The sequence below is a fragment of the Bradyrhizobium sp. CCBAU 65884 genome (assembly GCF_028128835.1).
Lineage (GTDB): Bacteria > Pseudomonadota > Alphaproteobacteria > Rhizobiales > Xanthobacteraceae > Bradyrhizobium > Bradyrhizobium ottawaense.
Map to the genome: position 1 here is coordinate 14,351 of NZ_LBJU01000089.1, position 16,448 is coordinate 30,798.

A 16,448-nucleotide genomic window follows, 5' to 3' on the forward strand; every position below is an offset into this window, starting at 1 on the left:
CGTCACCGGGAAATTACGGATGGGCGCGACGCGGAATACGCGCGAAAGCTGCGGTCGTACGCGGCTGAAATCCTGGCCTGCGGTGTTTTGTCCGACATGACGAAAATGTCAGGACGAATCGAGTGCGCACGGCTTGCAGGGCGAAACCGAATGCGGTCCAAGTCGCAGCATTGGATGGAGGGCACAAACCAATGAACTTTCCGTATCTCACTCGCTTTCAACCGGTTCTCTTGAGCCTGTTTCGCTTCGTCACCGGATTGCTGCTGTTCCAGTACGGCATCGCAAAGATCTTCAAGTTTCCGGTGCTCCCCTACTTCGCCAACATCCCGCCGCTGATCTGGACGGCAGGTGCGCTCGAACTCGTGCTCGGCGCGCTCCTGATGCTCGGCCTGTTCACCCGCCTCACCGCTTTCATTCTCTCGGGCGAAATGGCCTTCGCTTACTTCATGGGCCACATGCTCAAAGGCGAAACGCCGGTGCTCTTGCCGCTGCTCAATGGCGGCACCGCAGCAATCCTGTTCTGCTTCGCCTGCCTCTACCTCGCGGCCGCCGGCGGCGGTTCGGTCAGCGTAGATGCGCTGATGGGCAAGGAGAGTGACGCGGCGGGCGATGCCTACGCACGGCGCTGAGGCGCTCGCAAATTAACCTGAACGCAAGACGGCACCGGCGGATCTGCCGGTGCCGACTCAGCGCGCGCCCAGCACGTTCCAGATCAGGACGAGGGCGGCCACGAGCAGCACGGCCATGACGATGCGGTGAACGAATCGGTTCATTGCCGTTCCAGCCAGGCTCGGTCACCACCACATTCCGACATCATCCGTCTCGGCGACCTGACGCGCCACGCGCCGGCGAGGCGCGCTTCCGCCTGCATGCTTGCGCATCCGGTTGCGGACGCTGCGCGCGCGGCAGCACGTCGCACGCGTCCATTCATGATTGGTAAGAACTTCATGCTACCGACGCGAGCAATAACAACCATTTTTTTCGAGGCTGCGATGAAGCTGATGAGTCATCTCAAGATCCGGACCAAGCTCGCCAGCATGGTCTGTCTTTCAGCTCTCACAGTCACAGCCATCATCGGCGTATCGTCCGTCCTCAGCAAGAGCCGCATGATGGAGGACCGGGTCCAGCAGATGCGGACTGCGGTAGAGCTGCTCTACAACTACGCGCAATCTCTTCAGGAAGAGGTTACCGCCGGCAAGCTGACGTCGGCCGACGCCAAAGCCCAGTTCCACCAGCGTGGCCGCCGCATGAACTTCAACGGCAACCAGGGCTACCCCGTCGTCTACAACCCCGACACCTCCATCCTGGTGAACGGCGCCAACCAGCAGCTGGAAGGCAAGATCACCGGGGCCAAAGACTCCAACGGCGTCCTGATCGCCGACGCCATCATCAAGGCTGGCGGCGAGACCGCGCAGGGCGGAGTGACCTCCTATCTCTACCCCCGCCCCGGCCAGACCGAGCCCGTACGCAAGACCGTCTTCGCGCGCAAATTCGCGCCCTGGAACGCGACCATCAGCTACGGTCTCTATGTCGACGACATCGACGCCGACGTGCGCGCCTTGACGCTGGAGCTCGGCGCGATCGGCGTCGGCCTGATGCTGCTGATGGCGACGCTGTCCTGGCTGATCGCTCGCGACGTGCTCGGCGCGCTCGACCGCCAGAAGAACCGCATGCAGGAGATTTCGGAAGGCGCCATCGACAAGCCGGTCGAGGAGACCGACCGCGGCGACGAGATCGGCCGCATGGCCGAGACACTCGAAGTGCTCAGGCAGACCGCGCTGACGGCGCGGAACCTGGAAGCCGAGCAGGTCGCCGCCAAGACCCGCAGCGAGCAGGAGAAGCGCGACGCCCTGATCGCCCTCGCCGATCGCTTCGATGCCTCCGTCGGTCAGCTCGTCGGCCTGATGGCCTCCGGCTCCGGCGAGCTCGAGACCACCGCGAAATCGATGTCATCCACGGCTGAGGGCACCAACCGCCGCGCCGCCGTGGTCGGCACGGCCGCCACCGAGGCCAGCCAGCGCGTCCAGACCGTCGCGGCCGCCGCCGAAGAGCTCTCCTCCTCCATCACCGAGATCAGCCGCCAGGTCGCCCAGTCCGCAGAAGTCACGGGACGCGCCGTGGACAGCGCGCGCCGCACCGACACCATCGTGCGCGCGCTCTCGGACGGTGCCCAGCAGATCGAGCATGTCGCCGAGTTGATCTCCAGCATTGCCGCCCAGACCAATCTGCTCGCACTCAACGCCACCATCGAGGCCGCGCGCGCCGGTGAAGCCGGCCGCGGCTTTGCCGTGGTCGCCTCCGAGGTGAAGTCGCTGGCGAGCCAGACCGCCGAAGCCACCCGCGAGATCGGCGACAAGATCGCGCAGATCCAGGGCGCGACCAAGGAGGCCGTGGACGCCATCGGCGGCATCACCGCCACCATCGAGGAGGTCAGCCGCATCGCCACCTCGATCGGTGCCGCCATCGAGGAGCAAGGCGCCGCCACCGCCGAGATCGCCCGCAGCGTCTCGCAGACCGCGGAAGCCACCAAGGAAGTCACCACCAATATCGGCGGCGTCTCTACCGCCGCGAACGAGACCGGCAACGCCGCCGGCATGGTGCTCGCCGCCGCCTCGAACCTCTCCAAGCAGGCCGAGCAGCTCTCCGGCGAAGTCGGGACATTCCTCGCAGGCGTGCGCGCGGCTTAGGCGGCCGACAACACTCCAAGCGATCTCCGTCATGCCCGGGCTTGTCCCGCCTGCGCGGCCGAAGCCGCTTCGGCGAGGCGAAGGCCCGGGCATCCACGTTCCTGGTGCCGTGTGTGAGGCGTGGATGGCCGGGACAGCCCGGCCGTGACGCCGGAGACAGCAGCCCCTACTGCCGCCGCGTCAGGCTGCAGCCGCTCGAGAGCTGGCGCGTCGAGCCGGTCGAACCGTCGTTTGACTGCGAGGGGAATTCTTCGAACGGCGAGTTCTGCTTGCCGGTGTTGAACTCGAAGATCTTGCGGAACAGGCCCGGGGCCATCGCCGAGATCGGATTGACGCGCATCACGGGCGCAGCCGGCGTGCCGACGACCTCATAAGTCACGCCGATCAACCCTTCATTGTTGCCGCCGCCGAGGAAGATGCCGAACAACGGGATCTGGCCGAAGATGTTGTTGACGCCATACATCGGCACGAAGGTGCCGCTCATGCAGACCTGGTTGCCGGGATAGTCGATCGAGCCCTCGATGGTGGCGCCGATCATGGGACCCTTGACCACGCCGTCACGGACCGTGAGCGCGCCGTTCTGCCGGGTGAACTCGGCGCGGAGCGCGCTGAACGAGACACCGTTGCCGGTGCCGTTGGGCGCGCCGGCGGCAACGCGCTCGAGCTGCGCCTCGCCCTTCACCGTGAAGTCGCGGACGTTGATGAGGCCTTCGCGCGAGGTGTTCGGCTCGGATGTCGGCGGCTCCATCGCCACCACCATCTGGCCGCCGACCGCCTTGGTATAGGTGTCGGTGAAGCGCAGCAGCGCGCCGGCATCGTTGGTCTGGAGGTAGATCACCTCGCGGTTGCCCTGTGCACGCCCGCCGCGCAGATCAGCCGCCACCGGGGTGTCCTTGCCGACCTTGCCGCTCAATGTGAAGGCCTTGATGGCACCATTGCGTTTCGACATCTTGGCATCGACGCTGCGCATGGCCTCGCCGTTGAAACCCGCGACGGCGCCGAGCTTCACGTCGATGTCGAAATCGACGTTCTTCATCTTGTTCTTGTCGTCCTTGGAATTGCCGGAGATCGCCGACTTCAGGAAGCCACGGCCGTCGAACACGTCGCCGCGCATGGTGCCCTTGACGACGCCATCCTGGCTGCGCTCCACCTTCAGCGACGCCTTGTCGCCATCGGACGGCGAATAGGTCGGGAAGTTCGCGCTCATGAGATCGCCGTTCGCGTCGACCTCGAGCGAGCCCTTGATCGAGGCGCCACCACCTTCGATGACGATGTCCTCCAGGCGCGTCGATTGCGCGGTCGGCACGACCTTGAAGCTGGCCTTGCCCGACTTGCCCGGCAGCTTGACCCAGCCGGGCAGGATGTTGTCGAGCTTCACCGAGGTCAGGTCGGCCTCGACGCCGAGCTTCGTCGTCTGGTCGGGGCCGCCGGCGATCTTGCCCGACAGCTTGATCGGCAACGATCCACTGACGGCGGGGCTGAGATCGAATCCCAGGCGCGCCCGGCTCGCATCGTCCAGCGTCGCCTGCAACCTGACATCCGCGTCGCCCTCGGCGGGCTTGCGATAGTCGAGCGAGGCCGCCTGCCCGTTGATCTTGACGTCGCCCTTGACCTGATAGCCCGTGTTGCTCGCGACGATCTTGAGAGTGTTGGCCTCCAGCTTCTGGTTCATCACCAGCTTGTCGGCGGCAAAACCGTTGAGGTCGGCGGTGACGGCGTAGGTCGTGTCCGCCTTGGTCAGCTCGCCCTTGACCGGGAGGCCGAGCTGGATATTCGCCGTGAACGTCCCCTTGCTGGTGTTGGGATCGACGACTGTCGACGACAGATCGCTCAGGCGATCATTCGAGAGCATCTCGGCAGCCGCCGGCACAGGCCCCTCGACGCGGAACCTGGTCCGCGACGGCGACGGCTTGGGCGCCATATCAGGCACCTCGAAGACGAAATCGGAAATCGTGACCTTGCGGCCGGCGGGCGTATCGGCAATGCCCTGCCCGATGGTCACGGTCGCGGTGCGGCCGGTCACGCGCGCCTTCAGATCGGCATCGTGCACAACAGGCATGCCGTCCACGGGACGGACCGCGACGCCGCTCGCCACGATGTTGACCGAGAGGCCGTCGTCAGGAATGGGCGGCCCCTTGCGCGGAAGGTTTTTCGTGGGCGAATTGACGCCGATCTCGATGCGCTGGAGCGTTCCGCGCTCGATCCGCTCGATCACCCATTCGCGCAACTCGGGAACGACCAGCGTCGGCCACATCCGCTTGAGCGCGGAGGCCGACATCGGCGTTCCCGCAAAGCCCAGCGTCAGCCGCGGCTCGCCGGAATAGTCGATCGCGCCCGTGCCGGCGACGCCGATCTCGCCATTGCTGATGTCGGCCTGGGTCAGCAAGAGGCGCTTGTGGTCGGTGTCGAAGCGGAAGCCGATCGCGATGCGGTTGAAGACGAGCGGCGGCTCGTTGTCGATGCCGCCGAGCAGGATCGAACCGCCGCTGAAGCCGAGCTGCCAGTCGTTGATGGTGCCGTTGGGCGGTTCGAGATGGGCCAGAAGCGTCAGGCGGTTCGCGCCCGACAGGATCTTAAACGGTGCCACCAGCACCCGCCGATTGGCGTCCCACTCGACGTTGATCTCGGCCTGGTCGATCGCCATCGGATAGTCTGGCGTGTCGGTGTCGATGATATTGCCGGCACCGACCGCGAGCTTGCCGCGGAAGAAGGTCGGCACGCCATCGCGGCCGAGTTCGCCCTTGAGCTCGCCCGTCAGCGGCAGGTCGGCGGTGTAGGTAAGATCCTTGACCCGCAACGCCAACAGGATGTTGGAGGTCGAGACCTTGTCGGCCTTGATGTCGACCGAGCGCACGCCGTTCTCGGCCGGCCCGATCGTGGCGCGCAGCATCCATGGGCGCGCGCCCTCTTCGCCCAGGCTGAGCGTGACGCCCCCGCGGCTCGGCCGGCGCAGGCTGAGCGTGATGTTCTCAAACGACCATTTGCTGCCGCGCTGCTGATCGTCGACGATCAGGTTGCCGTTCTTCAGACCGATCTCGTTGAGGTTCTGGCCGTCGAGGCCGGTCATGCTCAGACTGTCGAGCCAGTCGAGGCCCTGAAGGATGCCGCTCTGCGCCGTCGCCTGAGGCGGGCCTTGAGAGGCGGATTGTGATGGATCCTGGCTCGCGGGCCCCGTGGCGAATGGCGGCGGCGGGACGCCATTGCGCGGGAACGTCGGCGGCAGACCCGCGTCCTTCTTCGAGGCGACGCCGGTTGCCAGCGGCTTTGCGGTATCGCCGGCGGACACGGTGACGGTACCGTCGGGCGCGATGCGGATCGCGAGTTCGGCATCGACCAGATTGAGACTCTCGGCGCGCAGATGCCCCATCAAGAGGCCCGCACCCGATAGCTTCACTTCAGCCTTCGGCGCGCTGGCAACGACGGCGTGATCGCGATCGCGGACGATGATGTCCCGGATGCGGACGGCGATGCGGACCCGGCCGGCGCGCTCGATCTGGGTGCCTCCGATCTCAACCGTGTTGCCGTGACCGATATTGTCCTCGATCGCGGCCGCCAGCCACGGCGTTGCAATGTCGAGATTGATGGGGCCGGCACCGAGCCGCCACCACAGCGCGCCGAAGCAGCCGATGAAGATGACGGCGAGAGTCCCGACGACAAGGACGACGCGCTTTAGCCAGCGATCGGCCGCCAGCCAGCGCCGCAACGCGCCAAAACCGTCACCGAAGCGATGAAAGCCCGAATTGGAACGCGACAACAGCCGGCGCGCGCGATGGCCCGCGGCCGCCTCCTGATCCGGATCCCAATCGGCGTCGTCCCATTCCTGCGGCTGTTGCTGAACGCCGCGCCGATCGAAGTCCCGATTGTAATCCTGGGGCGACTTATTCCTTGCCATTGCCTCTCGATACAGGCGCCCGTCAGAGGATTGAGCGCCGCCGGGACCGCAGCCGTCCACGGGAAGCGAAGCTCCCTGCGCCGGCATTGCCGCCATACCTCGAATATTCCTGCTGTTCGTCATTTCGCCCCGGGAGCGCGTTCAACGAGCAGTGGGGTGGTGCGTGGAATTCCTTGTAACCATACTCCGGCGCCGCCAGACTTGCCCAGCCGAGGGCGCGATTCCGGCACACCGGACGAGAGCTGCAATACCGTTTCGGTTGACCCGCCGAAAGCGTCGAAAGGAAGGCGTATGTCCAAGAAATCCCGAACGAAATCGTCCAAAACGCCCTCCGGCAGTCCGACGGCTAAAAAGAAGGCCCTCAAACCGCGGGCCTCTACTCCGACAAAGCCCGCGAAAACACAGCGGACACCGGCGACCAAATCAACCGGGACCTTAGCAAAGGCAGGATCACATAAGGCCGCATCGAAACAGTTAAATTCCTCCAAATCAGTGGCTCCGCCCGCCAAGGCGAAGTCGGGCCTGGCCGAAGGCCAGAAGGCCCCCGCCTTTCGCCTTCCCCGCGACGGCGGCGAGGTGGTCACATTGGCGGACTATGCCGGCCGAAAGCTCGTCCTGTTCTTCTACCCCCGCGCCGACACCCCGGGCTGCACCCGGGAGGCGATCGACTTCACTCGCCTCGCCAGTGCCTTCGCGGCCGCCGATACCGCCGTGCTCGGCGTCTCCGCCGATCCGTTAAAGGCTCAGGAGAAGTTCCGCGACAAGCACAAGCTCGGTATACCCCTGATCTCGGACGAGACGCACCAGATGCTGGAAGCCTATGGCGCGTGGGGCGAAAAATCCATGTATGGCAAGAGCTTCCTTGGGATTCTTCGCACCACGATACTGGTCGGGGCGGATGGCAAACTGGCCAGGATCTGGCGCAACGTCCGGGTCGACGGCCATGCCGACGAGGTGCTGGAAGCGGCAAGGAGTCTTTAACCAGTCCTTTCAATTCGCGCGTTCCCATTTCCGGAAAATTAACCATGACCGGCCCAGATTGCTGCGGCAATTAGGCCGTACGGACTCATCCGACCGGCGCGGGAGTGCCGATGTCGAAAAGTTCTGCCCAATACTCGCAGTACGCCCAACATCATCCTCACGACCACGGACGGGCCTTCCAACGCCGTCCTGCCCTCGCGGCAGCCGCAGCGATTCCCCTTCCCGCGACCGACGACGCCTACACCATCGTCCATGCCGGCAAGCAGGTCCGCTTCGGGCCCGTGGTGTTCTGGATCGTGGTCGGCACGGTGGTGCTGCTCGGTCTCTGGTCGGCGGCAACCGCCACCTATTTCGCCTTCCGTGACGACGTCCTGACCCGGCTGATCGCCCGCCAGGCCGAGATGCAATACGCCTATGAGGACCGCATCGCCGAGCTGCGCGCCAAGGTCGACCGCACCACCAGCCGCCAGTTGCTCGACCAGGAACAGTTCGACCAGAAACTCGACCAGATCATGAAGCGCCAGACGGCGCTGGAGTCCCGGGCGACGGCGCTCGGGGCCATGCCTGACGTGACCGGTTCGATCCCCCGCGCGGCCCCGCAGCGCGGCGAGGCGAGCCAGAGCACGCCAAAACCCTCGCCGATCAGCGACACCGTGATTTTCGTGGCACCGCCGGACCGTGAGGCGCGGCTGGAATCGCGCGCGCCGACCGTGGCTGCTCCCCCGACCAGCCAATTCGCCAAGAATCAGGGTTTCGACAACGTCCTGGTTCGGCTCACGACCTCGCTCGACCAGGTTGAACGGCGCCAGATGGCGGCGCTCAGCGCCGTCGAGGAAGGCATGGATTCACGCATGCGCCGGATGCGCGGCGTGGTCAGTGATCTCGGCCTGAATCTCGCCAATCTCGAATCCGCCGTGCCGCGCAGCGCGATGGGTGGGCCGTTCGTACCGGTCAAACTGACGGCCAATGCCGGACCGTTCGAGAAGCAGCTCTCTCGCATCAACACCACGCGCGCCGAGATGGATCGTCTCAACCGCACGCTGGCGCTGGTGCCGTATCGCAAGCCCGTCATCGGCGAGGTCGAATTCACCTCCGGCTTCGGCGTCCGCAGCGATCCCTTCCTCGGCCGGCCCGCGATGCATACCGGGCTCGATTTCCGCGCCGCCACCGGCGATCCGGTTCGCGTCACCGCCAACGGCAAGGTGGTGTCCGCCGGCTGGTCCGGCGGTTACGGCCGCATGGTCGAGGTCGACCACGGCAACGGGCTTTCGACCCGCTACGGCCATCTCTCCGAGATCAACGTCAGGGTCGGCGAGACCGTGAAGATCGGCCAGGTCGTCGGTCTGGTCGGGTCGACCGGTCGCTCCACCGGTCCGCATCTGCACTACGAGACCCGCATCGAGGGCGAAGCGGTCGATCCGCAGAAGTTCCTGCGCGCCGGCGTGCGTCTCAGCGCGGGCTAAGCCCGCGACCAAAGGCGCCTGTGCATGATCACTGGCTGCGCTCGTGGCCAACCTCGCCGGTGATGACGTCGCCGAACAGCTCCCAGGCTTGCCCGTTGAAGCGCATCAGCTGCATCTGCTCGATCGGGAAATAATCGTCCGGTGAGGTGTTGACCATGATGCCGGGCAGCATCAGGTCGGTGTGGAAATCCTTCAGGTTCGCGGCCTGCTTCATGACGTTCTCACGGGTGAGATTATCGCCGCACTGCTTCAGCACCTGCGCCATCGCCTCGGCCTGGACATAACCGTAGATGTTGTTGGAATTGGCCTTGTCGCCGTCGGGATAGTATCTGTCCATGAATTCGCGCCATTTCATCACGGCCGGATCCTTGTCCCAGGTCGGATCGGTCGGGTCCTTCAGATAGACCGTCGAGATGATGTCCTTGGAATAGTCGAGCCCGGCAGGCTTGAGCACCGAGGCGACCGAAGTCGCGGTGTTGGCGAGGAAGAATTTCGGTTTCCAGCCGAGCTCGCCGACCTTCCGGATCGCTTGCGCCGAGCCCTTCGGGGCGGCCCATGAGAAGAAGATGTCCGCACCAGAGTCGTGCAGGGCGACGATCTGCGAGTCGATCGAGGGATCGCTGACCTCGTAGGACTTGTCGGCGATGATCATATTGGCCTTGTCGCCGAGCCCGTCCTTCAAACCCTTGAACTGGTCCTTGCCGGCGTCGTCGTTCTGCCAGAAGACGGCGATCTTGCTGCTCGGGAAATGATCGCGGATGTACTTGGCGTAGATCCGTCCCTCGCTCTGGTAGTTGGGCTGGAAGCCCATGGTCCACGGGAAGTTCTTGGGGTCGCCGAACTTGGTACCGCCGGAGGCGACGAACAGCTGCGGCACCTTCTTGGCGTTCATGTACTTCATGATCGCGGAATTCGAGGGCGTACCGAGCGGCTGGAAGATCAGCAGCACCTCGTCGCTCTCCACCAGCTTGCGCGCCTGTTCGATCGCCTTCGGCGGCGAATAGGCGTCGTCATAGCTGATGAAGTTGATCTTGCGGCCGTTGATCCCGCCCTGGTCGTTGATCATCCTGAAATAGGCGGCCTCGGTCTTGCCGATCACACCGTAGGACGACGCCGGCCCGCTATAGGGCATGATGTTGCCGATCTTGATTTCGGTGTCGCTGGCGCCGGGGTCATATTTTTTCTGCGCCGAGGCCGGTGTCGTGATGAGCACTCCGGCAGCAATCATGGCGAGGGCAGCAAGGCTTTCGCGACGACCCGGCATCGGTCTCTCCCCTGTTTTGTAGTCTTGTTTTGAGGAGAGTGTCGCAAGGCCGTTGGCGGCTGGCAAGCGCTTCGATTTTCCGCGAGATGAAACGGCGAATCCGGAATTTACGCGCTGCGCCGCGGCAGGTTCAAAACGCGTCCGTCGATCACGAGCAGCGCGCTGCCAATGACGATGGCGCCTGCGATCTCGCGCATCGAGATCGGCTCATCCAGCACCAGCCATCCCAGCAGGATGGCGGTGACGGGAATGAGCAGCGTCACCAGCATGACATTGGTCGCACCGGAGCGCCGTATGATCTGAAAGAAGACGATATAAGCGAGCGCCGTCGAGAGGCCCGCAAGGCCAAGCACCGCGAGCCAGGTCGTCAGGCCCGGCACCGGAAGACGCCAAGGCTGCTCCACTACGCCGGCGACGATCGCCATCATCACCGTCGACGCCATCAGTTGAAACGTCGCGGTGCCGAGCGGTGCTGAGTCCTTCAGCATTCGCCGCGCTGCTAGTGCGGCGAATCCATAGCTGAAGGCGCCGCCAAGGCAGAGCAGGATGCCGAGCCCCTGCCCCGGCCTCGTCTCGAGACCCCATCCGCGCAGGATGATCACGCCGGCAAGGCCGAGCGCCACGCCGGCCACCCGCCGCAGCTGCAAGGCCTCTTCGCCCGCCGCGGCCATCACGACCACCGTGAACAGCGGTGTCGTCGCATTCAGGATCGACGCCAGTCCACTCGGGATGAAAGTCTGTCCGGCCACGATCAGTGAGAACGGGATGACATTGTTCAGCAACCCGATCGCAACGAATGGCTTCCAGCCCACAATGCTCTTGGGCAAGCCGATCCCCTGCATGTGCAGCAGCGGCAGCAGAATGCCCGCCCCGAGCGCGACACGCAAAAACACCAGCGTCAGCGGCGGCAATTCCCGCAACGCCGCGCCGTTGAAGAAGAACGAGCCGCCCCAGAGGACGGAGAGCACCGCGAGCAGCGACCAATCGCGCGCGTCGATCCTGTTGTCGTTTGGGGGCATGCGTTTCACCTCGGCGCAGTTGCTCGCCTAGGACAACGCGGAAAATTTCGCCACCCGGTTTCCGACAGAATTACTCGAGATCATTCCCGTCACCGCCGATCGCCCGCGATATCGGCAACAACCGCCCCAATCACCAACGCGCCGCCAATGAGCGCGTGGACGGCCGGTATCTCGCGGAAGGCAACCCAGATCCAGAACGGCATCAGCGGCGTTTCCAGCGTCGCGATCAGGGAGGCCTGTCCTGACGGCAGCAAGCGCGAGCCCGGCGCGGCCTTGCATCACCACGAGAAGCACCGTGATCAGGCTGCCGGCGAACAGGCCGCGCCAGAACAGAATGGTCCAGGGATCAAACGGCAAAAGGCGTGTGAAGAACGGCGCCGTGCTCCAGGCAATCGCAGCGGCGACGACGAGGGCAATGCCGAGACCGCGTTCCGAACGAGGCTGCCCCATGTGGATGCGACCGGCTAGGACGGCTTCTTCGGCCGCGACACCAGCTCGATCATCTTGCCTTCATCATCATCCGGCATCGCCGCCTTCGCCTGCGCGTAGGCCTCGACCGCGGCCTGCGAGACCAGCGGCTTGTCGGCCAGCAGGCTCTCCGCGAGTTTGACGGCATAGGCGGCATCCTTGTGCCGCAGCGCTGCCGTGAACGTCGCGCCGCTGAAGTCGCGGGCAACCATGCGTTTGGAGTGGCGCGCTACCTGCGGACTTGCGGCGACGCCCGCCTGAATCGATTCCAGCACGAGGTTCATGTCGAGCCCGGCCTGCTCGGCGATCGCGAGGCCCTCGGCGAGGCCGGCGATCTGGATCGCGCCCATGAGGTTGTTGATGAGCTTGTAGACGGTGCCGGAGCCGACCGCGCCGAAATGGCGGATGGTCGAGCCGATCGGCGTCAGATACGGCCGCGCGCGTTCGAGATCGGCCGCATCGGCGCCAACCAGCAGCGTCAGCTTTCCGCTGGCGGCGGCATCCGGCAATCCGGTCACGGGGCAATCGATATAGATGAGCCCGCGCGCATTCAGCTCGCGGCCCATCTCGCGGGCATGGTCATAGGAGACGGTCGAGCATTCGATCGCGATGGTGCCTGATTTCGCCGTCTTGGCCGCGCCCTTCGGCCCGAGCCAGACCGCGCGCGAGGCTTCGTCATCGGCAACCATGGTCACGACCGCGTCGGCATCGATTGCGGCGTCCTCGGGCGAGGTCGCCCAAAGCGCGCCGCGCGCGATCAAATCTTCAGCCTTGGCCTTGCTGCGATTCCACAGCGTCACCGTGAAGCCGGCATCGAGATAGCGGCCGGCCATGCCATGACCCATCCGCCCAAGCCCGATGAAGGCGACGCGTGTCATCGCTAATCCACGTCCTCGATGTCGGCACCAGTGGTGCCGAAGGCGCGCTGCGCCAAGGTTGCGGCCATGAAGTCGTCGAGATCGCCGCCGAGCACGCCCGAGGTGTCCGAGGTCTGCACCCCCGTGCGCAGATCCTTCACCATCTGATAGGGCTGCAGCACGTAGGAGCGGATCTGATGACCCCAACCGATGTCGGTCTTGGCGGCCTGGTCGGCGGCGGCCTTCTCCTCGCGCTTCTTCAGCTCGATTTCATACAGGCGCGCGCGCAGCATGTCCCAGGCCTGAGCCCGGTTCTTGTGCTGGGAGCGGCCGGCCTGGCAGACCACGGCGACACCGGTCGGAATGTGCGTCAGCCGCACCGCGGATTCCGTCTTGTTGACGTGCTGGCCGCCGGCGCCGCCCGAGCGCATGGTGTCGACGCGGACGTCGGCTTCCTTGATGTCGATCTTGATGCTGTCGTCGATGACGGGGAATACCTGCACGCTCGAGAACGAGGTGTGCCGCCGCGCGTTGGAATCGAACGGCGAGATGCGCACCAGACGATGCACGCCCGCTTCCGTCTTCAGCCAGCCATAGGCGTTGTGGCCTGAGACCTGGATCGTCGCGGACTTGATGCCGGCCTCTTCGCCCTCGGACTCTTCCAGCACCTCGACCTTGAAGCCGTGGGTGTCGGCCCAGCGCGTATACATGCGCAACAGCATCTGCGCCCAGTCCTGGCTCTCGGTGCCGCCGGCGCCGGCATGGACTTCGAGATAGGAATCGAACCGGTCGGCTTCGCCCGACAGCAGCGCCTCGAGCTCGCGCCGTGCCACTTCCTTCTTGAGATTCTTGAGAGCCGCTTCGGCTTCCGCGACGACGCCCACATCGCCCTCGGCCTCGCCGAGCTCGATCATGCCGATGTCGTCTTCGAGCTCCTGCTCGACCTTGCCGATGCCCGAGAGCGAATCCTCCAGCGAGGTCCGCTCCTGCATCAGCTTCTGGGCTTTCTGGGGATCGTTCCAGAGATTGGGATCTTCTGCGAGCTTGTTCAGCTCAGCGAGGCGCGCCGTCGATTTCTCGACGTCAAAGATGCCTCCTCAGCAGCCCGACTGACTGCTTGATCTCTTCTACCAACCGTTCGATTTCGGCGCGCATGTCGTTCTCTGATGTCGCGGAATTGGTCCGCGTTAGATTGCAACGGGATGTAGCGGCGGCAGCACCAAAGCGCAACCGCCGGAACCGGGATCGTTTGTCTTGTCCTAAGCCTTAGTACAACCCGCCGGTGCCCGGCCGCATGAAGAAGCCGGAATCCGGCTGCTGCTGCTGCGACGCCGGCACGCCGCCGCGCCCGTCGGCATCGGCAACGCCAATGACCGAGTAATTGTCCGGCGGCGCCGTGCCCGGCTTGAAGGCTTCGAGAATGGTTCCGCCAGTCTCGCCCGGACCTGCGCGCATGCCGGTTTTGGAGACGACGCGCACTAGCTTGATGCCGGCAGGCACCTTGAAGGGAACGGCGGGCTTGTCGGCGAGCGCGAGCTTGAGGAAATCGCGCGCGATCGGAGCGGCCAGATGGCCGCCGGTTGCGGCATTGCCCTTACCCAGCGGACGCGGCTTGTCGTAACCCATGTAGATTGCGACGGCGACGTCGGGCGAGAAGCCGACGAACCAAGCGTCCTTGGCCTCGTTGGTGGTGCCGGTCTTGCCGGCGACGGGTTTGCCGACTTCCTTGATGACCGTGGCCGTACCGGCCTGCACCACGCCTTCCATCAGCTCTGTGATCTGATAGGCGGTCATGGAGTCCAGCACCTGCTCGCGGCGGTCGATCAGCTGCGGCTCGGCCTGGTTCTTCCAGCCGCCCGGCGCGTCGCAGCCGCGGCATTCACGCTGGTCGTGCTTGAAGATCGTGTGTCCGTAGCGGTCCTGGATGCGATCGATCAGCGTCGGCTTCACGCGGCGGCCGCCATTGGCAAGCATCGAGTAGGCCGTGACCATGCGCATCGCCGTCGTCTCGCCGGCGCCCAGCGCGTAGGACAGATAGTTCGGCAGCTCGTCATAGACACCGAAACGGCGTGCATATTCGCCGATCAAGGGCATGCCGATGTCCTGCGCCAGCCGCACCGTCACGGTGTTGAGCGATTGCCGCAGCGCGTTGCGCAGCGTCACCGGTCCCTGGAATTTGCCCGAGGAGAAGTTTTCCGGCCGCCACACGCCGGCGCCCTGCCCCTGGTCGATTTCGATGGGGGCGTCGAGCACGACGGTCGAGGGCGTATAGCCATTGTCGAGCGCCGCCGAATAGACGATCGGCTTGAACGACGAGCCCGGCTGCCGATAGGCCTGCGTGGCGCGGTTGAACTGGCTCTGGTCGAACGAGAAGCCGCCGACCATGGCGAGCACGCGGCCGGTCCAGGGATCCATCGCCACCATCGCACCCGACACCTCGGGGATCTGGCGCAACCGGTACTGGCCCTCGACAGGCTGGCCGTCCTTGTAGAGCGGATCGGCATAGATGACGTCGCCGGGCTGCAGCACCTGCGACACCGCCGTCGGCGTCTTGCCTTTGGTTCCGCCCTGCACGGCTCGCGCCCACCGCACGCCGTCAACCGTGACGATGCCGGTCTCGCGCTGCTTGCTCACGGCGCCGCCAAGCTCACGGCTCGGCTGGAAGCCGATGCGCGCCGACTGGTCGCTGGTCTCCAGCACGACCGCCATACGCCATGGCGAGATGTCGGAGAGCGATTTGATCTCGGCGAGCCTCACGCCCCAATCGCCCGACGTATCGAGCTTGCTCATGGCGCCGCGATAGCCCTGCTGCTCGTCATAGTTCACGAGGCCCGAGACCATGGCCTTGCGCGCCATCACCTGGATCTTCGGATCGAGCGTGGTGCGGACGGAGAGACCGCCCTCATACAGCTTCTTCTCGCCGTAGCGCTCGAAGATGTCGCGGCGGACTTCCTCGGCAAAATATTCGCCGGCGAAGGTGTGGGCTCCGTTGGAGCGGTTGGTGACGGCCAGCGGCTCCTTGCGCGCCTTGTCGGCGTCGGCCTGCTTGATCCAGCCGTTCTCCACCAGACGGTCGATCACGTAATTGCGGCGCTCGATGGCGCGGTCGCGGTTGCGGACCGGATGCAGCGTCGCCGGCATCTTCGGCAGCGCGGCCAGATAGGACGCTTCCGCCACCGTCAGCTCGTTCACCGACTTGTCGAAATAGACCAGCGAAGCGGCCGCGATGCCGTAGGCGCCGAGGCCCAGATAGATTTCGTTCAGATACAGCTCGAGGATCTTGTCCTTCGAGTAGGTCTTCTCGATCCGCATCGCGAGCAAGGCTTCCTTGATCTTGCGGGCGAAGGAGACCTCGTTGGTCAAAAGGAAGTTCTTGGCGACCTGCTGGGTGATCGTGGAGGCACCCTGCGGACGCCGGTTCGAGCCGTAATTCTGGATGTAGACCACGCCCGCGCGCGCCATGCCGGTGTAGTCGATGCCGCCATGCTCGTAGAAATTCTTGTCCTCGGCCGCGAGGAACGCATTGATCACGAGCTTCGGCACCGCCTGGATCGGCAGATACAGCCGCCGCTCCTTGGCGTATTCGCCGAGCAGCGAGCCGTCGACCGCGTGCACGCGGGTCATCACCGGCGGCTCGTAATCCTGAAGCTGAGAGTAGTCCGGCAAGTCCTTGGAGAAATGCCAGATCAGGCCTGCCACGGCCCCGACACCGACAAGGAACACCACCGTTCCCGCGGCGAACAGGAAGCCCATGAACCGCACCAGCAAGCGCATTATGTGTTTATCCGTTCAATCTCTGGATCAGCTCAGTATCAGC

The 16,448-nt window shown here is 64.8% G+C and carries 11 protein-coding genes; 5 read left to right on the plus strand and 6 right to left on the minus strand.

Going from position 1 to position 16,448, the window contains the following annotated elements; genetic code table 11:
• Nucleotides 1-191: 191 nt before the first annotated feature.
• Nucleotides 192-629, plus strand: a complete 438-nt coding sequence (locus tag XI03_RS06300; RefSeq protein WP_028144830.1) for a DoxX family protein — start codon at nucleotides 192-194, stop codon at nucleotides 627-629.
• 363 nt (nucleotides 630-992) lie between these two features.
• Complete coding sequence (locus XI03_RS06305) at nucleotides 993-2,687, plus strand: methyl-accepting chemotaxis protein (RefSeq protein ID WP_271591633.1); 1,695 nt, start codon at nucleotides 993-995, stop codon at nucleotides 2,685-2,687.
• A gap of 166 nt (nucleotides 2,688-2,853) precedes the next feature.
• On the opposite strand, the gene XI03_RS06310 is transcribed toward XI03_RS06305, so the two are convergent.
• Nucleotides 2,854-6,666 carry a YhdP family protein gene (locus XI03_RS06310; protein ID WP_271591649.1) on the minus strand — a complete coding sequence of 1,271 codons (3,813 nt, stop codon included), beginning with the start codon at nucleotides 6,664-6,666 and terminating at the stop codon, nucleotides 2,854-2,856.
• 204 nt (nucleotides 6,667-6,870) lie between these two features.
• On the opposite strand from XI03_RS06310, the gene XI03_RS06315 reads away from it, so the two are divergent.
• Both XI03_RS06315 and XI03_RS06320 read left to right on the plus strand, forming a co-directional pair.
• On the plus strand, nucleotides 6,871-7,560 hold the full coding sequence (locus XI03_RS06315; protein WP_271591634.1) for a peroxiredoxin: 690 nt from the start codon (nucleotides 6,871-6,873) through the stop codon (nucleotides 7,558-7,560).
• A 110-nt stretch (nucleotides 7,561-7,670) separates the two neighbouring features.
• On the plus strand, nucleotides 7,671-9,023 hold the full coding sequence (locus XI03_RS06320; protein ID WP_028144835.1) for a M23 family metallopeptidase: 1,353 nt from the start codon (nucleotides 7,671-7,673) through the stop codon (nucleotides 9,021-9,023).
• Nucleotides 9,024-9,051: 28 nt separating this feature from the next.
• On the opposite strand, the gene XI03_RS06325 is transcribed toward XI03_RS06320, so the two are convergent.
• Nucleotides 9,052-10,287 carry an ABC transporter substrate-binding protein gene (locus tag XI03_RS06325; protein ID WP_271591635.1) on the minus strand — a complete coding sequence of 412 codons (1,236 nt, stop codon included), beginning with the start codon at nucleotides 10,285-10,287 and terminating at the stop codon, nucleotides 9,052-9,054.
• Between the two features lie 107 nt (nucleotides 10,288-10,394).
• On the minus strand, nucleotides 10,395-11,306 hold the full coding sequence (locus XI03_RS06330) for a DMT family transporter (protein ID WP_271591636.1): 912 nt from the start codon (nucleotides 11,304-11,306) through the stop codon (nucleotides 10,395-10,397).
• A 147-nt stretch (nucleotides 11,307-11,453) separates the two neighbouring features.
• Here XI03_RS06330 and XI03_RS06335 point away from each other — a divergent pair, with 147 nt between their 5' ends.
• Nucleotides 11,454-11,774, plus strand: a complete 321-nt coding sequence (locus XI03_RS06335) for a hypothetical protein (RefSeq protein WP_271591637.1) — start codon at nucleotides 11,454-11,456, stop codon at nucleotides 11,772-11,774.
• On the opposite strand, the gene XI03_RS06340 is transcribed toward XI03_RS06335, so the two are convergent.
• The 3 genes from XI03_RS06340 to XI03_RS06350 all read right to left on the minus strand — a co-directional run bounded on the left by XI03_RS06340 (nucleotide 11,771) and on the right by XI03_RS06350 (nucleotide 16,405).
• A complete protein-coding gene (locus XI03_RS06340; protein WP_271591638.1) occupies nucleotides 11,771-12,652 on the minus strand; it encodes an NAD(P)-dependent oxidoreductase in 882 nt (293 codons plus the stop codon). The genes XI03_RS06335 and XI03_RS06340 overlap by 4 nt on opposite strands.
• A gap of 2 nt (nucleotides 12,653-12,654) precedes the next feature.
• Nucleotides 12,655-13,786 (minus strand): peptide chain release factor 2 gene (prfB, locus tag XI03_RS06345; protein ID WP_271591639.1). Its coding sequence is split into 2 segments (ribosomal slippage): nucleotides 12,655-13,716 and nucleotides 13,718-13,786, totalling 1,131 coding nucleotides; the frame shifts between segments, so codons are not numbered across the junction.
• Nucleotides 13,787-13,897: 111 nt separating this feature from the next.
• A complete protein-coding gene (locus tag XI03_RS06350; protein ID WP_028144840.1) occupies nucleotides 13,898-16,405 on the minus strand; it encodes a penicillin-binding protein 1A in 2,508 nt (835 codons plus the stop codon).
• Between the last annotated feature and the right edge of the window lie 43 nt (nucleotides 16,406-16,448).

Bases quoted from the DNA above. Each gene is read 5' to 3' on its own strand.
- XI03_RS06335 (WP_271591637.1), top strand. From the start codon at position 11,454: ATGAGCGCGTGGACGGCCGGTATCTCGCGGAAGGCAACCCAGATCCAG.
- XI03_RS06300 (WP_028144830.1), top strand. From the start codon at position 192: ATGAACTTTCCGTATCTCACTCGCTTTCAACCGGTTCTCTTGAGCCTG.
- XI03_RS06325 (WP_271591635.1), bottom strand. From the start codon at position 10,287: ATGCCGGGTCGTCGCGAAAGCCTTGCTGCCCTCGCCATGATTGCTGCC.
- XI03_RS06310 (WP_271591649.1), bottom strand. From the start codon at position 6,666: ATGCCGGCGCAGGGAGCTTCGCTTCCCGTGGACGGCTGCGGTCCCGGC.
- XI03_RS06340 (WP_271591638.1), bottom strand. From the start codon at position 12,652: ATGACACGCGTCGCCTTCATCGGGCTTGGGCGGATGGGTCATGGCATG.
- XI03_RS06330 (WP_271591636.1), bottom strand. From the start codon at position 11,306: ATGCCCCCAAACGACAACAGGATCGACGCGCGCGATTGGTCGCTGCTC.
- XI03_RS06320 (WP_028144835.1), top strand. From the start codon at position 7,671: ATGTCGAAAAGTTCTGCCCAATACTCGCAGTACGCCCAACATCATCCT.
- XI03_RS06305 (WP_271591633.1), top strand. From the start codon at position 993: ATGAAGCTGATGAGTCATCTCAAGATCCGGACCAAGCTCGCCAGCATG.
- XI03_RS06350 (WP_028144840.1), bottom strand. From the start codon at position 16,405: ATGCGCTTGCTGGTGCGGTTCATGGGCTTCCTGTTCGCCGCGGGAACG.
- XI03_RS06315 (WP_271591634.1), top strand. From the start codon at position 6,871: ATGTCCAAGAAATCCCGAACGAAATCGTCCAAAACGCCCTCCGGCAGT.